The organism is Corynebacterium sp. LaCa_70, assembly GCF_058182015.1.
This window is the reverse complement of record NZ_CP190914.1, coordinates 285404-303693: the sequence shown is the minus strand read 5'-3', so window position 1 is coordinate 303693 and position 18290 is coordinate 285404. Positions and strand designations below refer to the sequence as shown.

Genomic DNA, 18290 nt, shown 5'->3' with positions numbered 1-18290 from the left:
AGTTAGCTGCGTAGACTTCGCAACGCCCCGGTACCCTTGAACTTGCCCCCGAAAGTTGGACTGGTTTAATTCTAGGCGGTTAGAGGCTTTAGGGTCTGGTTCCGGTATTGCACCGGAGTCAGGCCCTTGAGTCGTTTCTGGATGCGTTCATGGTTGTACCAACGAATGTATTCATCAATTGCGTGGTAGAACTCCTCTACACTGGTAAATGATTCACCGTGGTACATCTCCGTTTTCAGATGCCCGAAGAAGTTTTCCATCACCGCATTGTCGTAACAGTTTCCCCTCCTTGACATCGACTGTGTCCCACCAATACCCGCGATAAGTGTGCGCCAGCTGGAATGCTGGTACTGGAATCCCCGATCGGTATGCACAACCAATCCTTGATCTGGTGATTCTTGTGCGATGGCATCGCGCAAAGACTGCGAGGTAAACGCCGTATTTGGTGAAGTTGAAACGCTGTACGACACGATCGAGCGATCGCATAAGTCCATGATCGGCGACAGGTAGACTTTGGTGCCAGCAACGCGAAACTCCGTGACATCACTTGCCCACACCGTATTTGGTTCATCAGGGGTGAAACATCGATTCACTACATTGCTTGCGATATAACTGACAGTGCCTTTGTACGAGTTGTACTTCTTTTTCGCCCTGACCTTGGACTTAAGCCCCAGTTGGCCCATGAGCTTGTAAACCAGCTTATGGTTAATGACCCATCCTTCCCGGCGTAGCTGAGCATGCACTCGCCGGTAACCATAACGACGGTTCATACGCTCAAAGACATCGACGATTGCCTGCTTGAGCTGGGCATGCTTATCAGCCATGGTGAGGCGTTGTTGGTGATAGAAAAATGTTGACCGGGCAAGACATGCCGCAACCAGCAAGTCTTCCAGGCGGTGGGCTGACTTGAGGGTGACGATAGCTTCTACTTTCAGCCTCGTCGCTGGTTCCTCAAGTCCCGCAATTTTTTTAAGTACGCATTTTCTGCCCGTAGTTTCTCCACCTCGCGGCGTAGCCGATCTTCCTCGGTCAACGGTTTCGAGCTGGCGCTGCCTTTCGGTCGTCCCTTCGGTTTCGGCTGCAACGCTTGATCACCACCGGCATGCCAAGCCCTCACCCAATAAGAGACAAGTTGGTCCGATGACAAACCAAACTGCCTAGCCAGTTCCATCTTGGACTCGCCGTTAATGAACCGATCGACAACTTCCTTCTTTATTTCGAAGGAAAAATGCTGCTTAGTTGGTTTCTCCACAAGACATAGTCTGCCATGCAGCTGGAAACGACGCTCAAATCTTTTTACCGGATACAGGCCAACTCCTAACCGGTGAGCCGCCGCCCTATAGCTCAGCCCTTGTTCAAACAAGTCAACGAGCTGCTCGCGTTGAGATTCGCTCAAAGAACTTCGTGCTCTCATAAAAAGTGCTCCTCACTAGTCGGAAACTGATTTCTCAGTCCAACTAATGGGGAGCACTTCACCTCCGGGGCGTTTTTATTTGCCCTGGTAAGTTATAGTCAACGTTGTGACCAACCACGATGACGCTTCTGCCAGTGCCAGCAACGAAGGCCAATCAGCCGAGATGGCATCACGCCCTGCCAGCCCCGCCAACCAAATCACCGCGAATGATGGCGCGGCACCGGAACCCGGGCTGAGCAATATTACGCCAGACCGGAAAACCCCTGTGGTAGTCGAGGATGTAGACCGCTCGGTCATCTGGGCGCGCGATGGCAAGACGATGGCGGCATGGGCATGGCGGTTGATCATCTCTGTGGCGGCATTGGCCCTGGCGTTAGTCCTCGTGTATTTCGCCTGGCGCGCGATTTTGCCAGCGATCCTCGCCATCCTGGTGACGTCCTTGCTGGCACCAGTGGCGAAGCTGCTGAAGGCCGCGAAGTTCCCGCCTGCACTGGCCGCTTTAACCACGTTGTTGGGTTCTATTGGCGTCGTCGTCGGTATTTTTGCCGCCATGGGCCCGACGATCCGCTCGCAGGGCACTGAGCTGGTCAATGAAGCGGAAAATGGCGCGCGCGAACTGCTGTCGATGACAGACCGGTTGCCGTTTGACTTGGACGTCAGCAAGATTTCGGAATTTTCCGATAGCATTATGAAATTCTTGCGCAACCAGTCCGGCACTATCGCTTCGAGCCTGGTCTCGGGTGTTTCGGTGGCCAGCACCTTGGTCATCACCATCGTGATCATGTTCGTGCTGACGTTCTTTTTCCTCAAAGACGGTTCGAAGTTCCTACCGTGGCTGCGGCAATACACTGGCCACGACATGGGCTGGCACGCCACCGAGCTGCTGACCCGCATTTGGAACACCCTGGCCGGATTCCTGCGCACCCAGGCCGTGGTCTCGCTTGTCGACGCCATCTTCATCGGTGTGGGTCTGTGGATCTTGAATGTACCGCTGGCGTTTGTCCTGGCGACGATCACGTTCTTCGCTGGTTTCATCCCGATTGTCGGTGCAATCACCGCGGGCACCCTGGCGGTAGTCATTGCGCTGGTTTCCAACGGTTTGACCAATGCTCTGTTGGTTTTCGCACTGATCATTCTGGTCCAACAGCTGGAAAGCAACGTGTTGCAGCCTGTGCTGCAATCGCGGTCGATGGGACTGCACGCTGCGATCGTGTTGCTATCTATCACTTTGGGTTCGGCACTGGCTGGCATCATCGGCACGTTTTTGGCAGTCCCGGTTGCTGCCACCGTCGCCGTCGTCATGCGCTACCACTCGGAGATGGTGGGCCTGCGCGCCGGAGATCTCACCATCGACGACATTGAAATTGCCTCGAGCGAGGACGACGAGGATGCGAAATCGTCGCAATCTGCTTTCGTCAAGGTAAAACAAGCGCTCACGGATATGGTTGCTCGTGCGCGCAAGACTCGCCAAGCAACTCAGTAGCCGCTCAGTAGTTAAGCTCGGCACTATGACTACTCATGCATCGACAACCCGTGCATCGACCACTCGTGCATCTCGTTCGGGCCTGCCGACGATTCTCCTCGACTGCGATCCTGGTATCGATGATGCCTATGCGCTGTTTTATCTATCTGCGCTGCACCATGCACGCGAAATCAATCTGGTTGGCGTAACCACCACCGCCGGAAACACAACGGTAGAAAACACTGCCCGTAATGCCGCGTGGGTGCTTGGCCACTGCACGCCCACTGCTCCTCGGGGTGCACCAGCAGGTGCAACATCGATGCATGCCGCCGCAATCTCCCCAGTCCCAGTTGCTATGGGCCATCCCGCCCCGCTGAAGGTCGAGCTAGAGACCACTCCGGAAACCCACGGGCTGACCGGTTTGGGTTATGCCACCAGCACCTGGCCTGGGACCGCGGACAGTGATACTCCTGGCCACGGGGTGCGCTTGGGCTTACAGTGGCAGGAAGTCTGGGAGCATGCGCTACGTACGCACGACGACGTCCACCTGGTCGTTACCGGCCCCGCCACCAACGCCGCGGTGTTTGCGCAGGAACACCCAGAGCTGTTCGCGAGGTTTTCTGCCATCACGGTGATGGGTGGTGCTCTCAATTATCCGGGCAATACGACCCCGACTGCCGAGTGGAATTTTTGGGTCGACCCACACGCCGCACAACAATTATTCGAGGTGGCTCCCGTCCCGGTCACCCTGTGCTCTTTGGGCGTGACCGAGCAGATGCTGCTCACCCCGGCACGGCTGCGGGAAGTACAGCAACAGATTCCAGGCACCACCTGGTCTGGGCTGCTAGAAGAGATCACGCGGTTTTATTGTGAATTTCACGATAGCGTCGGCGAGGGCTACCAGGCACAAATCCATGATTTGCTCACGGTCATGATCGCTTTAGGCACCGTCGATACCATCGACACAAAAACGCACGTGGCCGTCGAGGCGGAATCCGAGCTGTTCCGGGGCACCAGCGTCGCGGATTTTAAAAACCATTGGAGCCGGGGGCCCAACGCGCGGGTGGTCCGCGCAGCAGATATTTCGGCTGCCTTCGCCGAGCTCAACCGTGCTGCACGATTGGCTTCTGATTACCTGCGCTGAAAGAATTTACTAAGCTTGGGCGTCATGAACTCGCAGGATCACGGCTATAACAAATACAGTCGGTACGACCGGTATGACAACGACGGGCTGCCAACCGAAAATTATTCGGGCTATTCGAACAACTCCGGCTATTCCTTCGATGCTGGTAATGATGCTAGCCAATACAGCCCTGCACAGCGCAACAACTATGGCTACCAAGGCCAAGGTATGCAACAGAATATCCAGTACGGTGATCCGCAGCTGCCGTACCCGGGTTATAAACAGAAGTCGATGCTGGCGGCTGCGCTCCTAGCGTTTTTCTTGGGATCGCTCGGCGTCCACAATTTTTACCTGGGTAATACGAAAAAGGCAGTTACCCAGTTGGTGATGTGCCTGCTGGGCTATATCACGGCAATCATTTTGATCGGCTTCCTCGTCCTGGGTGCACTGTATATCTGGGTGATCGTGGAATTCGTTCTCATTGTGGCCCGTAGCGGCGACTACGCTACCGACAGCAACGGCGTGCCGTTAGACTAAAACCTGTACTTTCTTGTCGACGCCCAGCCACAGCCGTCGACACGAGCTTCCGCTAACCACCCCGAGGTGACATAGGGGCAGGTGGCGGAGTGTTTTCTGCGACCCAGTACTATTGAAGAAACGAGTATTCATGTCACCTGCGAAATCTTCGTCATCTCCTGTCCTTCCCACCCGTAACGCCCTGATCCTGCGCTGGTTGGGTGTCGCCGCCATTGCCGCAACCTGGCTGATCCTGGTCTTTGCGCGCCCGACGGAATGGGAATCCGTCGGCTCCACCGCCGCGTTGTTCACAATGGGTGGATACTTGCTCGGCACTGTTTTGCTGCTGATTTCCACCGTGCCGTATATCCCGGCGCGCACACTCGCGATTATTCCGGTGGCGTTGGTGCTTAATATTCTCGTCGGCCAGATCATCGGCGCCTCTGGTATTCCGCTGTACCTCGATGCCGTCGGCACGGTGCTCATCGCGGCTCTCGCCGGGCCATATGCGGGCTTGGCGACGGGCGCTCTCAGCAACCTCATCTGGGCTTTAATTGCCCCTGCTGCCCTGCCATTCGCAGCGGGTTCGGCTGCCGTCGGCTGGATGTCCGGTGTGGCCATCCATAAATTCGGGGCATTCCGCCAGCTGTGGCGCTTGATTGTCTCTGGTGCGATCATCGGCATTATCGCTGGTGCGATCGCCGCGCCCGTCGCCGCCTTCGTCTACGGCGGTACCGCGGGTGTGGGTACCGGCGCGGTGGTGTCCTTGTTCCGCGAGATGGGCCAGTCGCTGTTGGCTTCGGTGACGTTGCAGTCGTTCATCTCGGACCCGCTGGATAAGATTCTGGTGCTGCTCATCGTCTGGGCTGCCTGGAAGGCATTGCCGAAGCGCACCCTGCGCCAGCTGCTTCCGCCGCAACACCGCGATGAAGCAGAGCACAGCTAGTACGGCTCAGGTGCCCGTCGGCAAGCCAGTGCATTTTTTGCACCCGCTCACGGTCATCATTATTGGCGTATCCGCGTGGGTGGCCGCATTGTCTATTTCCTGGCCGCTGCTGCATGCCGCGATCATTGCCTTGGGTTGGCTCGCGGGTATTACGGGCTCGCGCAGCTTAGCGGTCCCGGCGACGTCCATCGCGTTATCCATTCCCGCGGGGTTGTCGATGCTGCTGGTGCACGCCCCGCACGGCGAACACCAGATCGCACCGTTGCTCACTTCCGACGGGCTGGTTACCGCGGGTGAACTCGCGCTGCGCTTCTGCGCGCTCATGACTGCCCCGCTGGCGGCCATGGCGAATGTACACATCCCGGATCTGCTCAAAGCTCTCCAGCACCTCGGCCTGCACCATTCCGTCGTCTATGTTTTGGGCGCTTCGTTGCAGCTACTTCCGCAGGCCAGCGCTTTAATCAGCGAAGTCGCTACCGCGAACCGCCTGGCCGGGCGCAAAGTCACCCTCACCACCGTGATTCCCCACATGATCATTCCCGTGATCACCCGTCTTTTAACCCGGGGTGCCGACCGTGGAATCGCTCTTCAGGGCATGGGGTACGACGCACCTGGCCGGCGGACTGTGCTTTACCCGGTCCGCGCACACCGCTGGGAGATCTTATTGCGACTCATCTTCCCCGCCGCAGCCATCGGGTTGGTGGTGCTCGCATGGATATAAACGCGCTACACCGGCAAGTCTGCACCGAAAAATTCAGCCACATTATGCTTGCCGACGACTACAGTGCCGACAACCATGGCTCCGAAAAGCACGGCGGCGAAACCACTGACACCGCAAACAACGACGCCTGGCAGATCGCCCACACTTATTACGAATTTCTGCGCGGCGAACCTGCACCGGCTCCCCGTGTTGTGATGCTGGGTTATGAGATTGGCTCGGTGGTCTCACACCAGCGCGACACGGTCATCGAAGAAATCGCGCAGCCCATGGAGCAGCAAGGGATTGCAGCTGCAGACATGGAACCACGCTGTCAAGAAATTTTGCGCCAGCTCGGGCTCGAAAAGTTCGCGCATGCTCACCCCGCGCAGCTCTCGGGTGGGCAGACTCGGCGGATGCTGGTGGCCAGTTTTTTAGCTGCCTGCCCGGATGTCATCATCGCCTGCGAACCCGCAGCGGGGCTAGATCCAGATTCCGCCCAGTCGGTTTTAGCTGCGTTGCGCAACTTCGCCGTAAGCGGTGCAGGGATGGTGTTGTGCCTGGACTATCAGCGTTCCGCCGATCGTGAGCAATTCCGTCTGCCTCGTCTCCAGCCCGGCGCCATCGTCGCGGAGTGGTCCGGAATCCGCGCCCGTCGTCACACACCAAAGCGACGCTGGTGGCAGTTTGCGAAAAACACTAATCCCGCACGCGAGTTTTCTAGTGCGCCGGTGGATCTGCAGGCTCGTGCCGGTGCGGTGTGCTGGTTGCGCGGGGATAATGGGGCTGGCAAAACCACCTTACTGCGGCAACTCGCTGGCCTCAGCGAGGATACTGGCTCAGGCACCAACCCACACAATTCCACACCGACGGTCTCGCTGGCTTTGCAGGATCCAGCAGCACAAGTACTGGATGCGTCGGCAAGCGCCATGCTGGACGACGACAAACTCAGGGACATCATCACCGACACCACCGCGCACGCTTCACCGGAGCTCACCGGCGATACCCATCCGTTGGATCTCAGCCCGTCACAACTGCGCTTGCTGCAGGTGGCCGCAGTGATCGCGCAACGTCGGCAAATGGTGTTGCTCGATGAACCAGATGTGGGGCTCACCCCGGCTGATCGCAGGCGGCTGCATGCCCTGTTGCACGAGTGTTTGTCCGGTGGAGCGGCGGTGATCATGACCTGCCACGATCCCTCGTTGTTACAGGATGTGGCAACCTACGCGGAGGTTACTGAAGCAAAAATCGGGCGATCATCCGGCTAGAGCATAGGGTTAGGGTATCCGGCTAAGATGGCGGTATGAGCACCCCGTTCAATCAGAGTGATGCGTCGATGCGCCTGTCGGATGCAGACCGCGACCAGGCGATGAACGCCCTGGGACACGCCTTAGCGGAAGGCCGTTTGCAGATCGACGAATTCGACGACCGGTGCGCGGCCGTCGCCCAGGCGCAATACCAGCGCGACCTGGATCAGGTATTCGTGGATATCCCGTTTACGCAGCAAGCCACCGGTGGCGCCGTCGAGAAGTACTATTCCGAATCCCAGGTGCAGCGCGCACGGGAGGCCGCGAAGAAGCCACGGCTAGGCACGTCGATTCTGACGTCGCTGGCGGGCATGATCGCGTTTCCGGGCTTCGTCGCGTTGGCCTTCGAGGCAGCAAGCACCGGCACTGCCGTGTTGTTCGGCGGCTTAGCGATGCTGAGCGCATTCGTGGTTCCGGCAATCTGGATCGCACTGTATGTCATGCAGATCGGCCCGGATTCCTGGCACCGCCCGTCACCGGCGCAGTTGGAGCGGCAGCGTCGCAAAGAAATCCGCGCTGCAGAAGCTGGGCGTCGCGCAGAACAAAAGGAATTGACGCGCCAGCAGTGGGCGGAGCGTCGGCAGCAGGCTGCGGAGTTGAGCGGGGATGCGATGAACATGGCGCGCGAACAGTTGAACAAATGGAAAAAGCATTAGCGTTTTTGGCAAGATGGAGGAATGAGTCATCCACGTCACCCTGCGCGCATTTTTGATCAATCCGACAAGATCAAGAATATGGCCTACGCGATCCGTGGCCCCGTCGCGGATTTGGCCGAGCGCATGGAGGCGGACGGCCACCGCATCCTGAAGCTCAACACCGGCAACCCGGCGACGTTCGGTTTTGATGCCCCGGATGTGATCATGCGGGATATGATTTCGGCGTTGCCGACCGCGCAGGGTTATTCCACTTCCAAGGGCATTATTCCGGCGCGGCGGGCGATCGTCACCCGCTATGAGCTGGAGGATTTCCCCAAGTTCGATATCGACGATGTCTTTTTGGGCAACGGCGTTTCCGAACTGATCACCATGACCACCCAGGCGCTGCTGAACGACGGCGACGAGGTGTTAATCCCAGCCCCGGATTATCCTTTGTGGTCTGCGGCCACGTCCCTGGCTGGTGGCGTTCCCGTGCACTACCTGGGCAATGAGGACGACGGCTGGAACCCGGATATTGAGGATCTGAAGTCCAAGATCACCCCGAAGACCAAGGCGCTGGTGATCATCAACCCGAATAACCCCACGGGCGCGGTGTATTCGCGTGAGGTGCTGCAGCAGCTAGTAGATATTGCCCGCGAGCACCAGCTGTTGTTGCTGTCCGACGAGATTTATGACCGGATTCTTTACGACGACGCGAAGCACATTTCCACCGCCTCCTTGGCACCGGATCTGGTGTGCATTACTTTTAATGGTTTGTCGAAGGCCTACCGTGTGGCCGGTTACCGTGCAGGTTGGATGGTGATCACGGGGCCGAAGCGGAATGCTTCTGGTTTGATCGAAGGCCTGGAGATGCTGGCGGGCACGCGTTTGTGCCCGAATGTGCCAGCGCAGCACGCGATTCAGGTGGCACTCGGCGGGCAGCAGTCGATTTACCAATTGACCGGTGAAAATGGGCGTTTGTTGAAGCAGCGCGATATCGCTTATGAAAAGCTGAGTGAGATCCCGGGCGTGTCCGTCGTCAAGCCGAAGGGCGCGCTGTATTGCTTCCCGAGGTTGGACCCTAATGTGCATGAGATTCATGACGACGCGAAGCTGATGCTGGATATTTTGAAACAAGAAAAGATTCTGATGGTGCAGGGCACAGGGTTTAACTGGCCGCACCCAGACCACTTCCGTGTGGTCACGCTGCCGTGGGCTTCACAGCTCGAGAATGCGATTGAGCGTTTGGGCAATTTCTTGGCTAATTATCGGCAGTAGCATGGTTCTTTCGCTTGTCCCGCCAGATCGCTACCGGGAAATTGAGGACCAGCAAACCGATAAATGAGCCAGCAAAAGCCATCACGGTGCCGATACCTTGTTGGCTTGCCACTCCGAATGATTCCAAATACGCTTCGCCGAAAGCAATTCCCGATGACATCGCAAGCGGTGCGAGAAAGCCACCCAATAGGGGGATCGCGCACCACATATTAATCATGATGGAAACTCCCCCTACGCTCAGAATGCACAGCGCAATCTGCCAGTACGGATAGGTTCCCGGAAAAAATCCCGCTCCTTCTAAACCTGGGCTAGCCGACCAGCTTAACCAGGCTGCAGCAAGCACGGGCCCCAAAATAAAACCAGCGAACCAACGGCTCAGTAAAAATACGGAAAACGGCCATTTCAGTTGGTCTAGGGCATTTCGGTTCTCCACAGAGAAACGGAAAGCAAGATATAACGCCAACAAGGCAGCTGCAGTAGGCAAAACAACCGCAAATCCTGCGATATTAATAAATCGTTCTACGTGAAAGTCCATCGTGTCCTCAATTTTTGTTCAAGGTTATCACGCTGAGCAAGATTAACCACCGCGAAATATGACTCACGTGCGTAAATTGGCGTTGCCCGCAAATAGCATAGTAGTTTCACTGGGCGTTACCCTCTATTCTTGGCTTGTTTTTGCGAAACTTCCATATCGAAAGAGGGAGATTGACCAATATTAAAATTAGAGTGCCAACAACAGAAGTGTAAGCCGTTGCTAAACCGCTAATATTGTCGGGCACAGTAGATTCAATAACAACGAACACTGTAGCCATTCCCATCGTAATTCCCATTGGCACAGTTATCCCAGGTACGAGCAAAAGACGGTTCTTAAGATTAAGTATTACCGAGATAATTATTGCAGTCCCAACTAGCCCGAATGCTTGCCAATACGAATATTCACCCGGGGGGCCGATACGGGGCATATTATTTTCTACATACCCAGACCAACTTAACCAAGCAAAAGGTAAAATAAGTCCCACACAATAACCTGGCACCCCAGATTTTAAGACTTTTGCAAAGCCTTCCCAATATGAATAGTTTTTCAATTCATCTGAAGGCAACTCTTGAAAGAGTGCATATCCTACAGCGACTCCTACGGACATAGGTAGCAAAAGAAATATACCCGACCAAATCAAGAAAAACTGTAAATTAAAGTTCTCAATATGATCTAGTATTAATCGATACCCATCCCAACTTACATGAACATAGGCATTGAGAGTCATTAATTGATATTCCTTTCCCGGCCTGACTACCCCCATTATTCACAAGTAGTCTCGCAATTAGGGATGGTTAACAGTGAAAATCCATCTCCCGCGTACCTCTTATACAACCCGTGCGTGTTCACGCGGGTTATCCACCTTATACAGAAGCGCCAGGCCGACGGCCAGGATCGTCGCAATCGCTAAAATAATTGCGATATTGTTGCCGAGCAGTGCCAAGAAAATGCTGATCATCACCGGTGCGAGAAACGACACGCTGCGCCCGGCTGTGGCATACAGGCCAAATAATTCCCCTGCTTTTTCTGGTGGGGCAATTCGCCCAATAAAACCACGCGACGACGCCTGGGCAGGCCCGACGAACAAACAGAGTCCAAGACCAAAAATCCAGAATGCGAGCGTCGGAGTGATCGGTCCACGCTCTTCACTAAAAATGAGCAGCCCCACGGCCGTCGCCAAGAGCGCCCAAAGACTCGCACTGATCACGAATTTAGGCCCCAGCCGGTCGTCCAACCAGCCACCCAAAAACGCCCCGAGCGCAGAGGTCACGTTTCCCGCAATGCCGAAAATGATGACGTTGGCCGGGGAGATGCCGTACAGCGTGGTGCCCAGGATCGCACCGTAGGCAAAAACTGCAGAAAGGCCGTCGCGGTAGATCGCCGAGGACACCAGGAACCAGAAGGTGTTGCGGTCGTCGCGCCACAGTCGAACGATGACGGCGAGCAGGCGGCGGTAGGATTGCGCGATACTGACGTGCTCGATGGTGTTTTTATCTGCGGTTTTTTCTTTATGGAGCAGCAGCGGCAGCGCGAAAATTAAAAACCAGGCGGCAGATACCACGGCGACGGCGCGAATATTCAACGCTTCGTCTTCCCCAATACCGAAAATGTGCGGCGGTTCGCCCGCAATCAGGCTCAGGTACACCAACATCAACAGCCCTATACCGCCGAGATAACCGAAGCCCCAGCCGATACCAGAGATCCGCCCCATATTCCCCTCACGGGCGATGTCGACGATCATGGCGTTGTAGTTCAGGTTGGCGAATTCGTCGAAAAGCGTCAGGGCAGCCAACAGGCTCACCCCGAGCAGGAGAAATCCTGGTTCTGGCTGCACAAAGAAGCACGCCGCCATCAGCCCCACCACCAGCAAGGTGTGCACGATCAGCCACAGCTTGCGCCTGCCGGTTTTATCCGCGCGCTGCCCAATCACCGGTGCGGTCACCGCAATAATGATACCGGCGATGGCGTTCGCGCTGGTCAGCCACTGGGTTCCGCGTTCGTCGGGGCCGAAGACGTCTGAGGCGAGGTAGGTGCCGAAAACGAAGGTGACCATCACTGCCGAGACCGAGGCGTTGCCCCAACTCCAGAGGAACCAGCTGGCAATCATGGATTTGCTGGAGCTGGTAGTCTTCGTCGCGCAGCCGGCAGGGCTGGCTGGGCTGGCTGAGCTGGCAGTGCCCGAGCAACCGGCAGAGTCCGCGGTAGTGGCAGTCATATTCTTATGTATACCGAAAGTTTTTCGGTGCCTTTCCACGACACCCCGCCCAATACGTAGGCTGGGGCGCATGAGCCTTGCACGTTTATTAACTTCCCTCGACGGCGCTGGTTACGGTGCCTACAAGAAATTGCACGGCAGCTATGAGCTGGGCGAATACCGGCTGCGCGTGGATAAAGTGCAGTCTGATCCTTTTGCTCCGCCGTCATTGATGCAGGTCGACGTGCCCAACCCGGTTCCTGCAGAGTTGGCTGGGGTGGCCGCGCGTGATTTCCTGACGCGCCGCATTGCCCAGGCCTTTTCCGGCGACCGCGACTTGCACATTGACCAGCCGGGCCAGCAGGTATTGGACCGGGCCAGCGTCGTGCTTGCCGACGACGCCGGGGCGGGCTCCGGCACCCGTTCTAACACCGCTACCTTGCGCATTGAGGTGCAACTGCCAGCCCGCGGCCGCAAGATCCTGGGGCGTAAGGCGCGGGCTTTGCTGTGCGACGTGCTTCCGGCAGCCCTGGACCAAGCACTTGATTTTCCTGCCGACGACCTGCACGAAGCAGTGCTGCTCGAGCGCGACCAGAACTACCTGCGCGAACAGCTGCCGAGCCGAGGCTTGATCGCGTTTATCGGCGATGGCTCGTGTTTGCCGCGCGCTGCTGGCCACCGCGACACCCCGGCAGAAAAGGCGGTGCCGTTTCGCGCACCAGATTCGCTGCGCACCACGTTCCAGTTGCCGTCGGGACGCGAAGTCGCTGGCATGGGTGTTCCTGCTGGTGTCACGGTGATTGTTGGTGGCGGTTATCACGGAAAGTCCACGTTGCTGAAAGCACTGGAACGTGGCGTGTACAACCACGTTGCTGGTGATGGCCGCGAGTTTGCGATCACCGTCGATTCCGCTGCTTCTCTGCGCGCCGAGGATGGCCGCGCGATCACGGACGTGGATATTTCGCAGTTCATCTCTAACTTGCCAGCGCAGACGGATACCACGAGCTTTTCCACGGATAACGCCTCCGGTTCTACTTCCCAAGCCGCGGGGCTGATGGAGGCGCTGGAGGCCGGTGCATCTGCGTTGTTGATCGACGAGGACACGTCCGCGACGAATTTCATGATTCGCGATGAGCGCATGCGTGAGCTGATCCCCACGGAGAAGGAACCGATCACTCCCCTGGTTGATCGCGTGCGTGGGTTGGCTGCGGTTGGCGTGTCGACGGTGCTGGTCGCGGGTGGTTCCGCGGCATTTATTGATGTCGCGGACACGGTGATCCACATGGATTCCTACCATCCGTATGACATCACGGAGCGCGCTGCTGGTTTGGCGCGCGCCGTCGACAAGCAGGAACCGTTTCCGAAGCCTGCACACCGGCCGCTGCCGGCGAAGCGCTTTCGTGCGAAAAAGCCGCCGCAGGCCAAGGGCGCGGGCATTCGCGTCGGCAAGGGTTTTATTGATTTATCCGCGTTATCGCAGCTGGTGGATGGTTCGCAGACCCGCGCGATTGCTTCGATTTTGGGTGATTTGAGCACTCGGCAGGGTGAGTCTGCCGCGCTTGTCGACGAGGTGTTGGATCAGGTCAAGCAGGGTGGCATCGATGCGGTTTCCCGTTTTTCGGGTGGTGGCACACCTGGCAAGCACCCGGGACGTTTAGCGTTGCCACGCAAACTGGAGATCATGGCGGCGATTAACCGCACGCGGGGTTAGTGAATTAAGGTTGGTGATGTGGGTATCGCGAGCGATACAAACGCGACCACCTTATTCATTAAACAAATCCGTTACTGCCAATGAATCAACGACTACATGTTTACGCAGATAATCACGCATGTAGGGTAATTGGAAATCAACATATCCGTGGGCGGTACGGACAATCACCCCGGCTTCGAGCAGTCGGCCACGATATTTTCCTACGTATTGTGCATCGGCTTTTAATCGTTGTGCAATATCTGCCATGCGCGATGGACCATTGTCAACTGCCATCGCAGCGAGAAATGTTCGGTCCACTGGTGAAAGATCGCTCAAGGCAGTGTCGTGCACCAATTGCCCTAATTTCCGGCGCGCAGTTTCACCACCTGTCCGAACAGCAGCGATAGAAATCGTCCTCCCCTCCTTCTTGCGAAAAGCTTGCTGCCCGATTAACTGAATCATGAATGGATACCCGCCGCAGATCGAAACCGCTTCGGCTAATGCATCGTCGTCCCATGAAATTTCTGTATTCTTCAACGGTTCTGCGAGTGCGATTGCAACGTCATCGTCAGATATAAGCCCTAAGTCAATACGATTTGCGCGGCGCAAAAATGTCACCGGATTTCTCCCCCGGTCATTTGCCAACAGTGGCTTAATGGATTGTGGAATCCCTGCCATTGCAAGCGCTATTTCTCGGTTTTCGCGCACCAAATGCTGTATCGTAGCACCGAATTCAATGATTTCACTCTGATGGTAGTAGTGCAGTTCATCGAGCGTTATCAGCACCCCGACAGGTGGTTGGTTTAGCTTTTCATCTCGCTCTGCCTGTAATTCCAAAAAATCTGTAAGAACATCCCGAAGCGTAACCGTTGGCGTGAATTTTTCTGCCTCACTCAACTGAATCCCTCCGAGCGAAGCAATATTAAGGCCCGTCAGTTTTCGCGAAACTAGGTCAAATTGGTCTTTCGCGAGAGAATAAATTTTGTCACGGATTCTTTCCATAAAACCTGGAGTCGCGGTTTCCGAGATGACCCACCAGGACTCTGCATGGGCGATATCTTCAAATTCATTGAGCAATACAGTTTTGCCAACTCCCCGCATTCCAGATACCAGACTTAGGCGCTCATGCGAACCGGGCCCGTCCAGAAGCGCGTAACGAAAATCAGTAAGTTCATCTACCCGACCAGCAAGATACGGTGGAGTCGTGCCAGTTCCTGGACTAAATGGGTTTTTCGTACGTGCCATACCATCATTATAGACAACCGCTTTACTACTGTTTACAACTCTTACAACTTTTACAATCTTTACAATTCTTACTACTTGGTTGACCATGAGAAACTGCTCGCTCACCGACCCGACTATCATGCAATACGAAAATTAAATCGAAGGTTTCTACTTGCACACTACACTGTGCAATGTTCGATTGCTGCACGCTGGAAAACATGCTAGAAACCTACTTTAACTGGCGAGATACCAAGCAAGCTCCACATGTTCGACAGACTCCCCGAGTTGCTGCCCCAAATTTTTAGGGCACATTCTTATTCGAACACTGTTGTGCTTTTACGTTATTTGCGTTAGACTAAAGTCATTCCAGTTAGCAAGCATATTCGGGGGAGGGAATCCGTGAACACCGACGCCACCGCTTATTTCACGCACTGCAGCCCCCACGACGAAGACGCGCAAGCCATGACAGCCCTGCGTCGGCAAGAGTTTCACGCTTGGGATTCCATCATTGATTTTGAACATTCTGATTATGACCTGCTACTGAAAGAGCTCACGGAAAAGAGTGGGCTGGGCAGCCACAAGGTTGGCGACATCATCGGAGCGTTTTATCGCATGATTGATCTGCCACAACTACGCGATTTAGCGACCACAATGTGGCATATTGACATGGATCGGTGGATCGCGATTGACCGCGCAATGGCTAAAGCCGGTGACGTCAATGCACACCTGTTCGCTGTTATCGATAACATGCTGGTTGACTACCTCACGCCGACCAAACCTGCGCAACAGATGCCGTCGAAACGCAGCATCACTAACCACATTAACCGCGAAATCGAAGCGCATGATTCTTCTGTTCGGGAGAAAAAGCACAAGGATCCGACGCGGAAAAATTACGAAGTCCACGACATTCCGCTGGACAGCCGCAATGGTGACGATACCCACGAGTTTCACTTCGATACCGACGCCGCCACTGCCGTGAAAATCGATGCTCACGTGCATGAGCACGCGAAACAAGCCGGAATTTCGCTTCGCGACGCCGTCGTGGAGCTCTTGCTGGGTAAAACGCACACCTCCGTGACGCTGAATTGCTACCGTGCCAGCGATGTCGAAGACGCACCCCTTTTCGTCGCCACGGCTACCGGCGCTGGCGTGACCACCCTGTTTGGCGACGCCGCCGACACCCTCGCCGGTGAAGCAGCCAAGCACCACGACATGGACGCCGTAGCCAACCACGAAGTCACAGGCTATGCCACCACACCGACGATGCGCAGCGCCGTGACCGGCCGCGATGGATGCTGCCGCTACCCAGGTTGTAGCATGCCAGCCACCACCTGCCAGATGGACCACGTGGTGGAATACGACGAGGGCGGTCCTACCAGCCCAGCAAACCTCATCGCGCTGTGCCAACACCACCACAACGTCAAAACTGATCGCCGCGCCCGGCCCATCTTCGAGCCCGCCAGCGGAACCGTTGTGTGGTTGTTCCCCGACGGCACCTGGCAGTCCACTGAAGCAGAAGGCCCACTGGCCAAACCAAACCGCAGATGGGTACAAACACTGCGGCAAAAGATCGCTTGTGCTCGTAAAGCTCACCGCGAGGAAGCACAAAAGGAAAAACTCAGGGAAGAAAAGCAGAGCGCTCAACAAGCGCAGCAGCACACTCAACAAAATTCAATGAAAACAACGCTTGCCGACGACGCTGAGAACACCGGAAATGCCCGCTTCGCCAGTGCGCCTGTCGACGATCCTTGGGTGCGCTGTCAACAATCGAAGGAAAATAGGAAGGAAGAGGAGAAGGAACACGAGCCACTGACAAACACGCAAGAACAGCAGCTGTGGCACAAGGATCTCACCTGGCTACAGCGTGCTTTGGACACGTTCAGTTTTAATGCCACCAACTTGCGGAACTTCCAGCCCCAGTTACGCGCAATCCACACCGGGGTTTCTGCACTGCAAGAATCTGGATTTAACCTTTTTAATCACGTCAGCATGGTCTTCGACCTTGAAGAATTCGGCACCACCTCTACCACCACGTTTACCCCCAGCGAGGCAGCACCGCCATTCTAATTTCCCGCGCTTCGTCAGGTTATTTCATCGCGTTATTTCTTCGCGTTATTTCTTCGCGAAGTGCTCTTCCAGCTGGTCGAGCATCATCATGGCGCTGAAGTAATCCAGGCGGAATAGCTCTGGACTCAGCAAATACACCTCACCCGCAGTGATGGCCGCATTGTCTGCCAACAATGGGTTGTTCTTGAGCGCCGCGACTGGATCGTCGCCGGTGGTGCTCATCGTCAACACGGTGTTACCGGTAATGGCCTTCGGGGCATTTTCCGGAACCACGGTCTTCACATCCTTACGCGCGCCGCGCGGACCGGCGGTATCAACGATCTCGTCGTCCGGCACCGCAACCTCAAAACCGATATCTTCCAGCAGCTGCCCCTGGGCGGACTCCGCACTCCAGAAGTTCAAACCGCGATCACCCGGCAGTGGCATCACGAAGTTTGTCGGCTGCTCCGGCAACTCGATTGCGCCGGTGACCTCTTCCAGGCGATCCTCATACTGTTGAATCGCCTCAGCGGCATCTTTTTCGTGCCCGGTGGCCTCCGCAAGCAGACTCATGATCTCATCCCAGCCCTGGTCGGAATAATCAACCACCACGACTGGCACACCAATCGCGCTCAGCTTGTCATACTCAGCCACCGCCGAATCCTGACCACTGGCACTCATGACGATCATGTCCGGATCCTGCGCCGCGATAGCCTCTACATCAACCTCGAGGTTGTACAAGCTTTCGACGCCATGCTCCTTGGCTTCCTCAGCCCACTGCAAGAAAAATCCCTGCTCGTCGGCAAGCCCACCGGCCTTCGCACCACCAGTCGCTTTAATGGGTGCATCCATAGCTAGCAAGGAGCCGGTTAAAGTCACGGAGGTCGACACGATATTCTTCGGCTGCTCAGTGATTTCAACTTCTTCGGTATCACCAGTGACTTCGCCATTGTTCACAACGAGCGAATCCACAGTTCGCGGCCACGAGGTGGCATCGTCTTCAGCGCTGTCGCTCGCGGTATCGGAGCTCGTGGCTTCAGCGCTCGTGGTTGCGGTGCCGGAGGCGTTGGCGTCTTCGTCAGCTTGGCTGCAGCTGACCAGTAACAAGCTGAATGCGGTCAGGGCTGCGCCAGTAATCTGGACACGGTGGCGACGAATTTTCATATCTTTTCCTTCTGTGTTTCTATGAGCTAAACCATAACTCAATTGGGTAGTCTAACCTC

General features: G+C 56.0%; 16 protein-coding genes. 10 read left to right on the top strand and 6 right to left on the bottom strand.

Annotated features, from left to right (window positions below):
* Positions 1 to 71 precede the first annotated feature (71 nt).
* Positions 72 to 1414, bottom strand: a protein-coding gene (locus ACP8MI_RS01340) for an IS3 family transposase (protein WP_420361703.1) whose coding sequence is annotated in 2 segments (ribosomal slippage) — positions 72 to 973 and positions 973 to 1414 — 1344 coding nt in all. Because the reading frame shifts where the segments join, the coding sequence is not laid out codon by codon here.
* Between the two features lie 106 nt (positions 1415 to 1520).
* Here ACP8MI_RS01340 and ACP8MI_RS01335 point away from each other — a divergent pair.
* From ACP8MI_RS01335 to ACP8MI_RS01300, 8 genes are all read left to right on the top strand, one after another.
* Positions 1521 to 2897: an AI-2E family transporter gene (locus tag ACP8MI_RS01335; protein WP_239211348.1), complete on the top strand. Its 1377-nt coding sequence runs from the start codon at positions 1521 to 1523 to the stop codon at positions 2895 to 2897.
* 25 nt (positions 2898 to 2922) lie between these two features.
* Entirely contained in the window at positions 2923 to 4020 is a 1098-nt protein-coding gene (locus ACP8MI_RS01330; RefSeq protein ID WP_239211351.1) for a nucleoside hydrolase, read from the top strand.
* Between the two features lie 24 nt (positions 4021 to 4044).
* Entirely contained in the window at positions 4045 to 4536 is a 492-nt protein-coding gene (locus ACP8MI_RS01325) for an NINE protein (protein WP_239211352.1), read from the top strand.
* Positions 4537 to 4666: 130 nt separating this feature from the next.
* Entirely contained in the window at positions 4667 to 5461 is a 795-nt protein-coding gene (locus ACP8MI_RS01320; protein WP_239211355.1) for an ECF transporter S component, read from the top strand.
* Complete coding sequence (locus ACP8MI_RS01315; protein ID WP_239211359.1) at positions 5442 to 6182, top strand: energy-coupling factor transporter transmembrane component T family protein; 741 nt, start codon at positions 5442 to 5444, stop codon at positions 6180 to 6182. The genes ACP8MI_RS01320 and ACP8MI_RS01315 overlap by 20 nt, the downstream gene beginning before the upstream one ends.
* Positions 6173 to 7426: an ATP-binding cassette domain-containing protein gene (locus ACP8MI_RS01310; protein ID WP_284589424.1), complete on the top strand. Its 1254-nt coding sequence runs from the start codon at positions 6173 to 6175 to the stop codon at positions 7424 to 7426. The genes ACP8MI_RS01315 and ACP8MI_RS01310 overlap by 10 nt, the downstream gene beginning before the upstream one ends.
* A gap of 35 nt (positions 7427 to 7461) precedes the next feature.
* Positions 7462 to 8121 carry a DUF1707 SHOCT-like domain-containing protein gene (locus ACP8MI_RS01305; protein WP_239211366.1) on the top strand — a complete coding sequence of 220 codons (660 nt, stop codon included), beginning with the start codon at positions 7462 to 7464 and terminating at the stop codon, positions 8119 to 8121.
* A gap of 21 nt (positions 8122 to 8142) precedes the next feature.
* The gene (locus tag ACP8MI_RS01300; protein ID WP_239211368.1) at positions 8143 to 9378 is read left to right on the top strand and encodes a pyridoxal phosphate-dependent aminotransferase; all 1236 of its coding nucleotides are present in this window, start codon (positions 8143 to 8145) and stop codon (positions 9376 to 9378) included.
* Here ACP8MI_RS01300 and ACP8MI_RS01295 read toward each other — a convergent pair.
* The 3 genes from ACP8MI_RS01295 to ACP8MI_RS01285 form a co-directional block, all read right to left on the bottom strand.
* Positions 9362 to 9913, bottom strand: coding sequence for a hypothetical protein (locus ACP8MI_RS01295; protein WP_201809445.1), 552 nt, complete (start codon positions 9911 to 9913; stop codon positions 9362 to 9364). The genes ACP8MI_RS01300 and ACP8MI_RS01295 overlap by 17 nt on opposite strands.
* A 106-nt stretch (positions 9914 to 10019) precedes the next feature.
* A complete protein-coding gene (locus tag ACP8MI_RS01290; protein WP_239211369.1) occupies positions 10020 to 10640 on the bottom strand; it encodes a hypothetical protein in 621 nt (206 codons plus the stop codon).
* 99 nt (positions 10641 to 10739) lie between these two features.
* A complete protein-coding gene (locus tag ACP8MI_RS01285) occupies positions 10740 to 12128 on the bottom strand; it encodes an MFS transporter (protein ID WP_239211370.1) in 1389 nt (462 codons plus the stop codon).
* Between the two features lie 70 nt (positions 12129 to 12198).
* On the opposite strand from ACP8MI_RS01285, the gene ACP8MI_RS01280 reads away from it, so the two are divergent.
* Positions 12199 to 13818 carry an ABC-ATPase domain-containing protein gene (locus tag ACP8MI_RS01280; RefSeq protein ID WP_239211371.1) on the top strand — a complete coding sequence of 540 codons (1620 nt, stop codon included), beginning with the start codon at positions 12199 to 12201 and terminating at the stop codon, positions 13816 to 13818.
* 51 nt (positions 13819 to 13869) lie between these two features.
* Here the strand turns inward: ACP8MI_RS01280 and ACP8MI_RS01275 are convergent, their stop codons facing one another.
* A complete protein-coding gene (locus ACP8MI_RS01275) occupies positions 13870 to 15042 on the bottom strand; it encodes an ATP-binding protein (RefSeq protein ID WP_026167905.1) in 1173 nt (390 codons plus the stop codon).
* Positions 15043 to 15420: 378 nt separating this feature from the next.
* Between ACP8MI_RS01275 and ACP8MI_RS01270 the strand changes: the two genes are divergently transcribed.
* Complete coding sequence (locus ACP8MI_RS01270) at positions 15421 to 17088, top strand: HNH endonuclease signature motif containing protein (RefSeq protein WP_239211375.1); 1668 nt, start codon at positions 15421 to 15423, stop codon at positions 17086 to 17088.
* Between the two features lie 45 nt (positions 17089 to 17133).
* Here the strand turns inward: ACP8MI_RS01270 and fepB are convergent, their stop codons facing one another.
* The gene (gene fepB, locus ACP8MI_RS01265) at positions 17134 to 18231 is read right to left on the bottom strand and encodes a Fe2+-enterobactin ABC transporter substrate-binding protein (RefSeq protein WP_239211377.1); all 1098 of its coding nucleotides are present in this window, start codon (positions 18229 to 18231) and stop codon (positions 17134 to 17136) included.
* Positions 18232 to 18290: the final 59 nt, after the last annotated feature.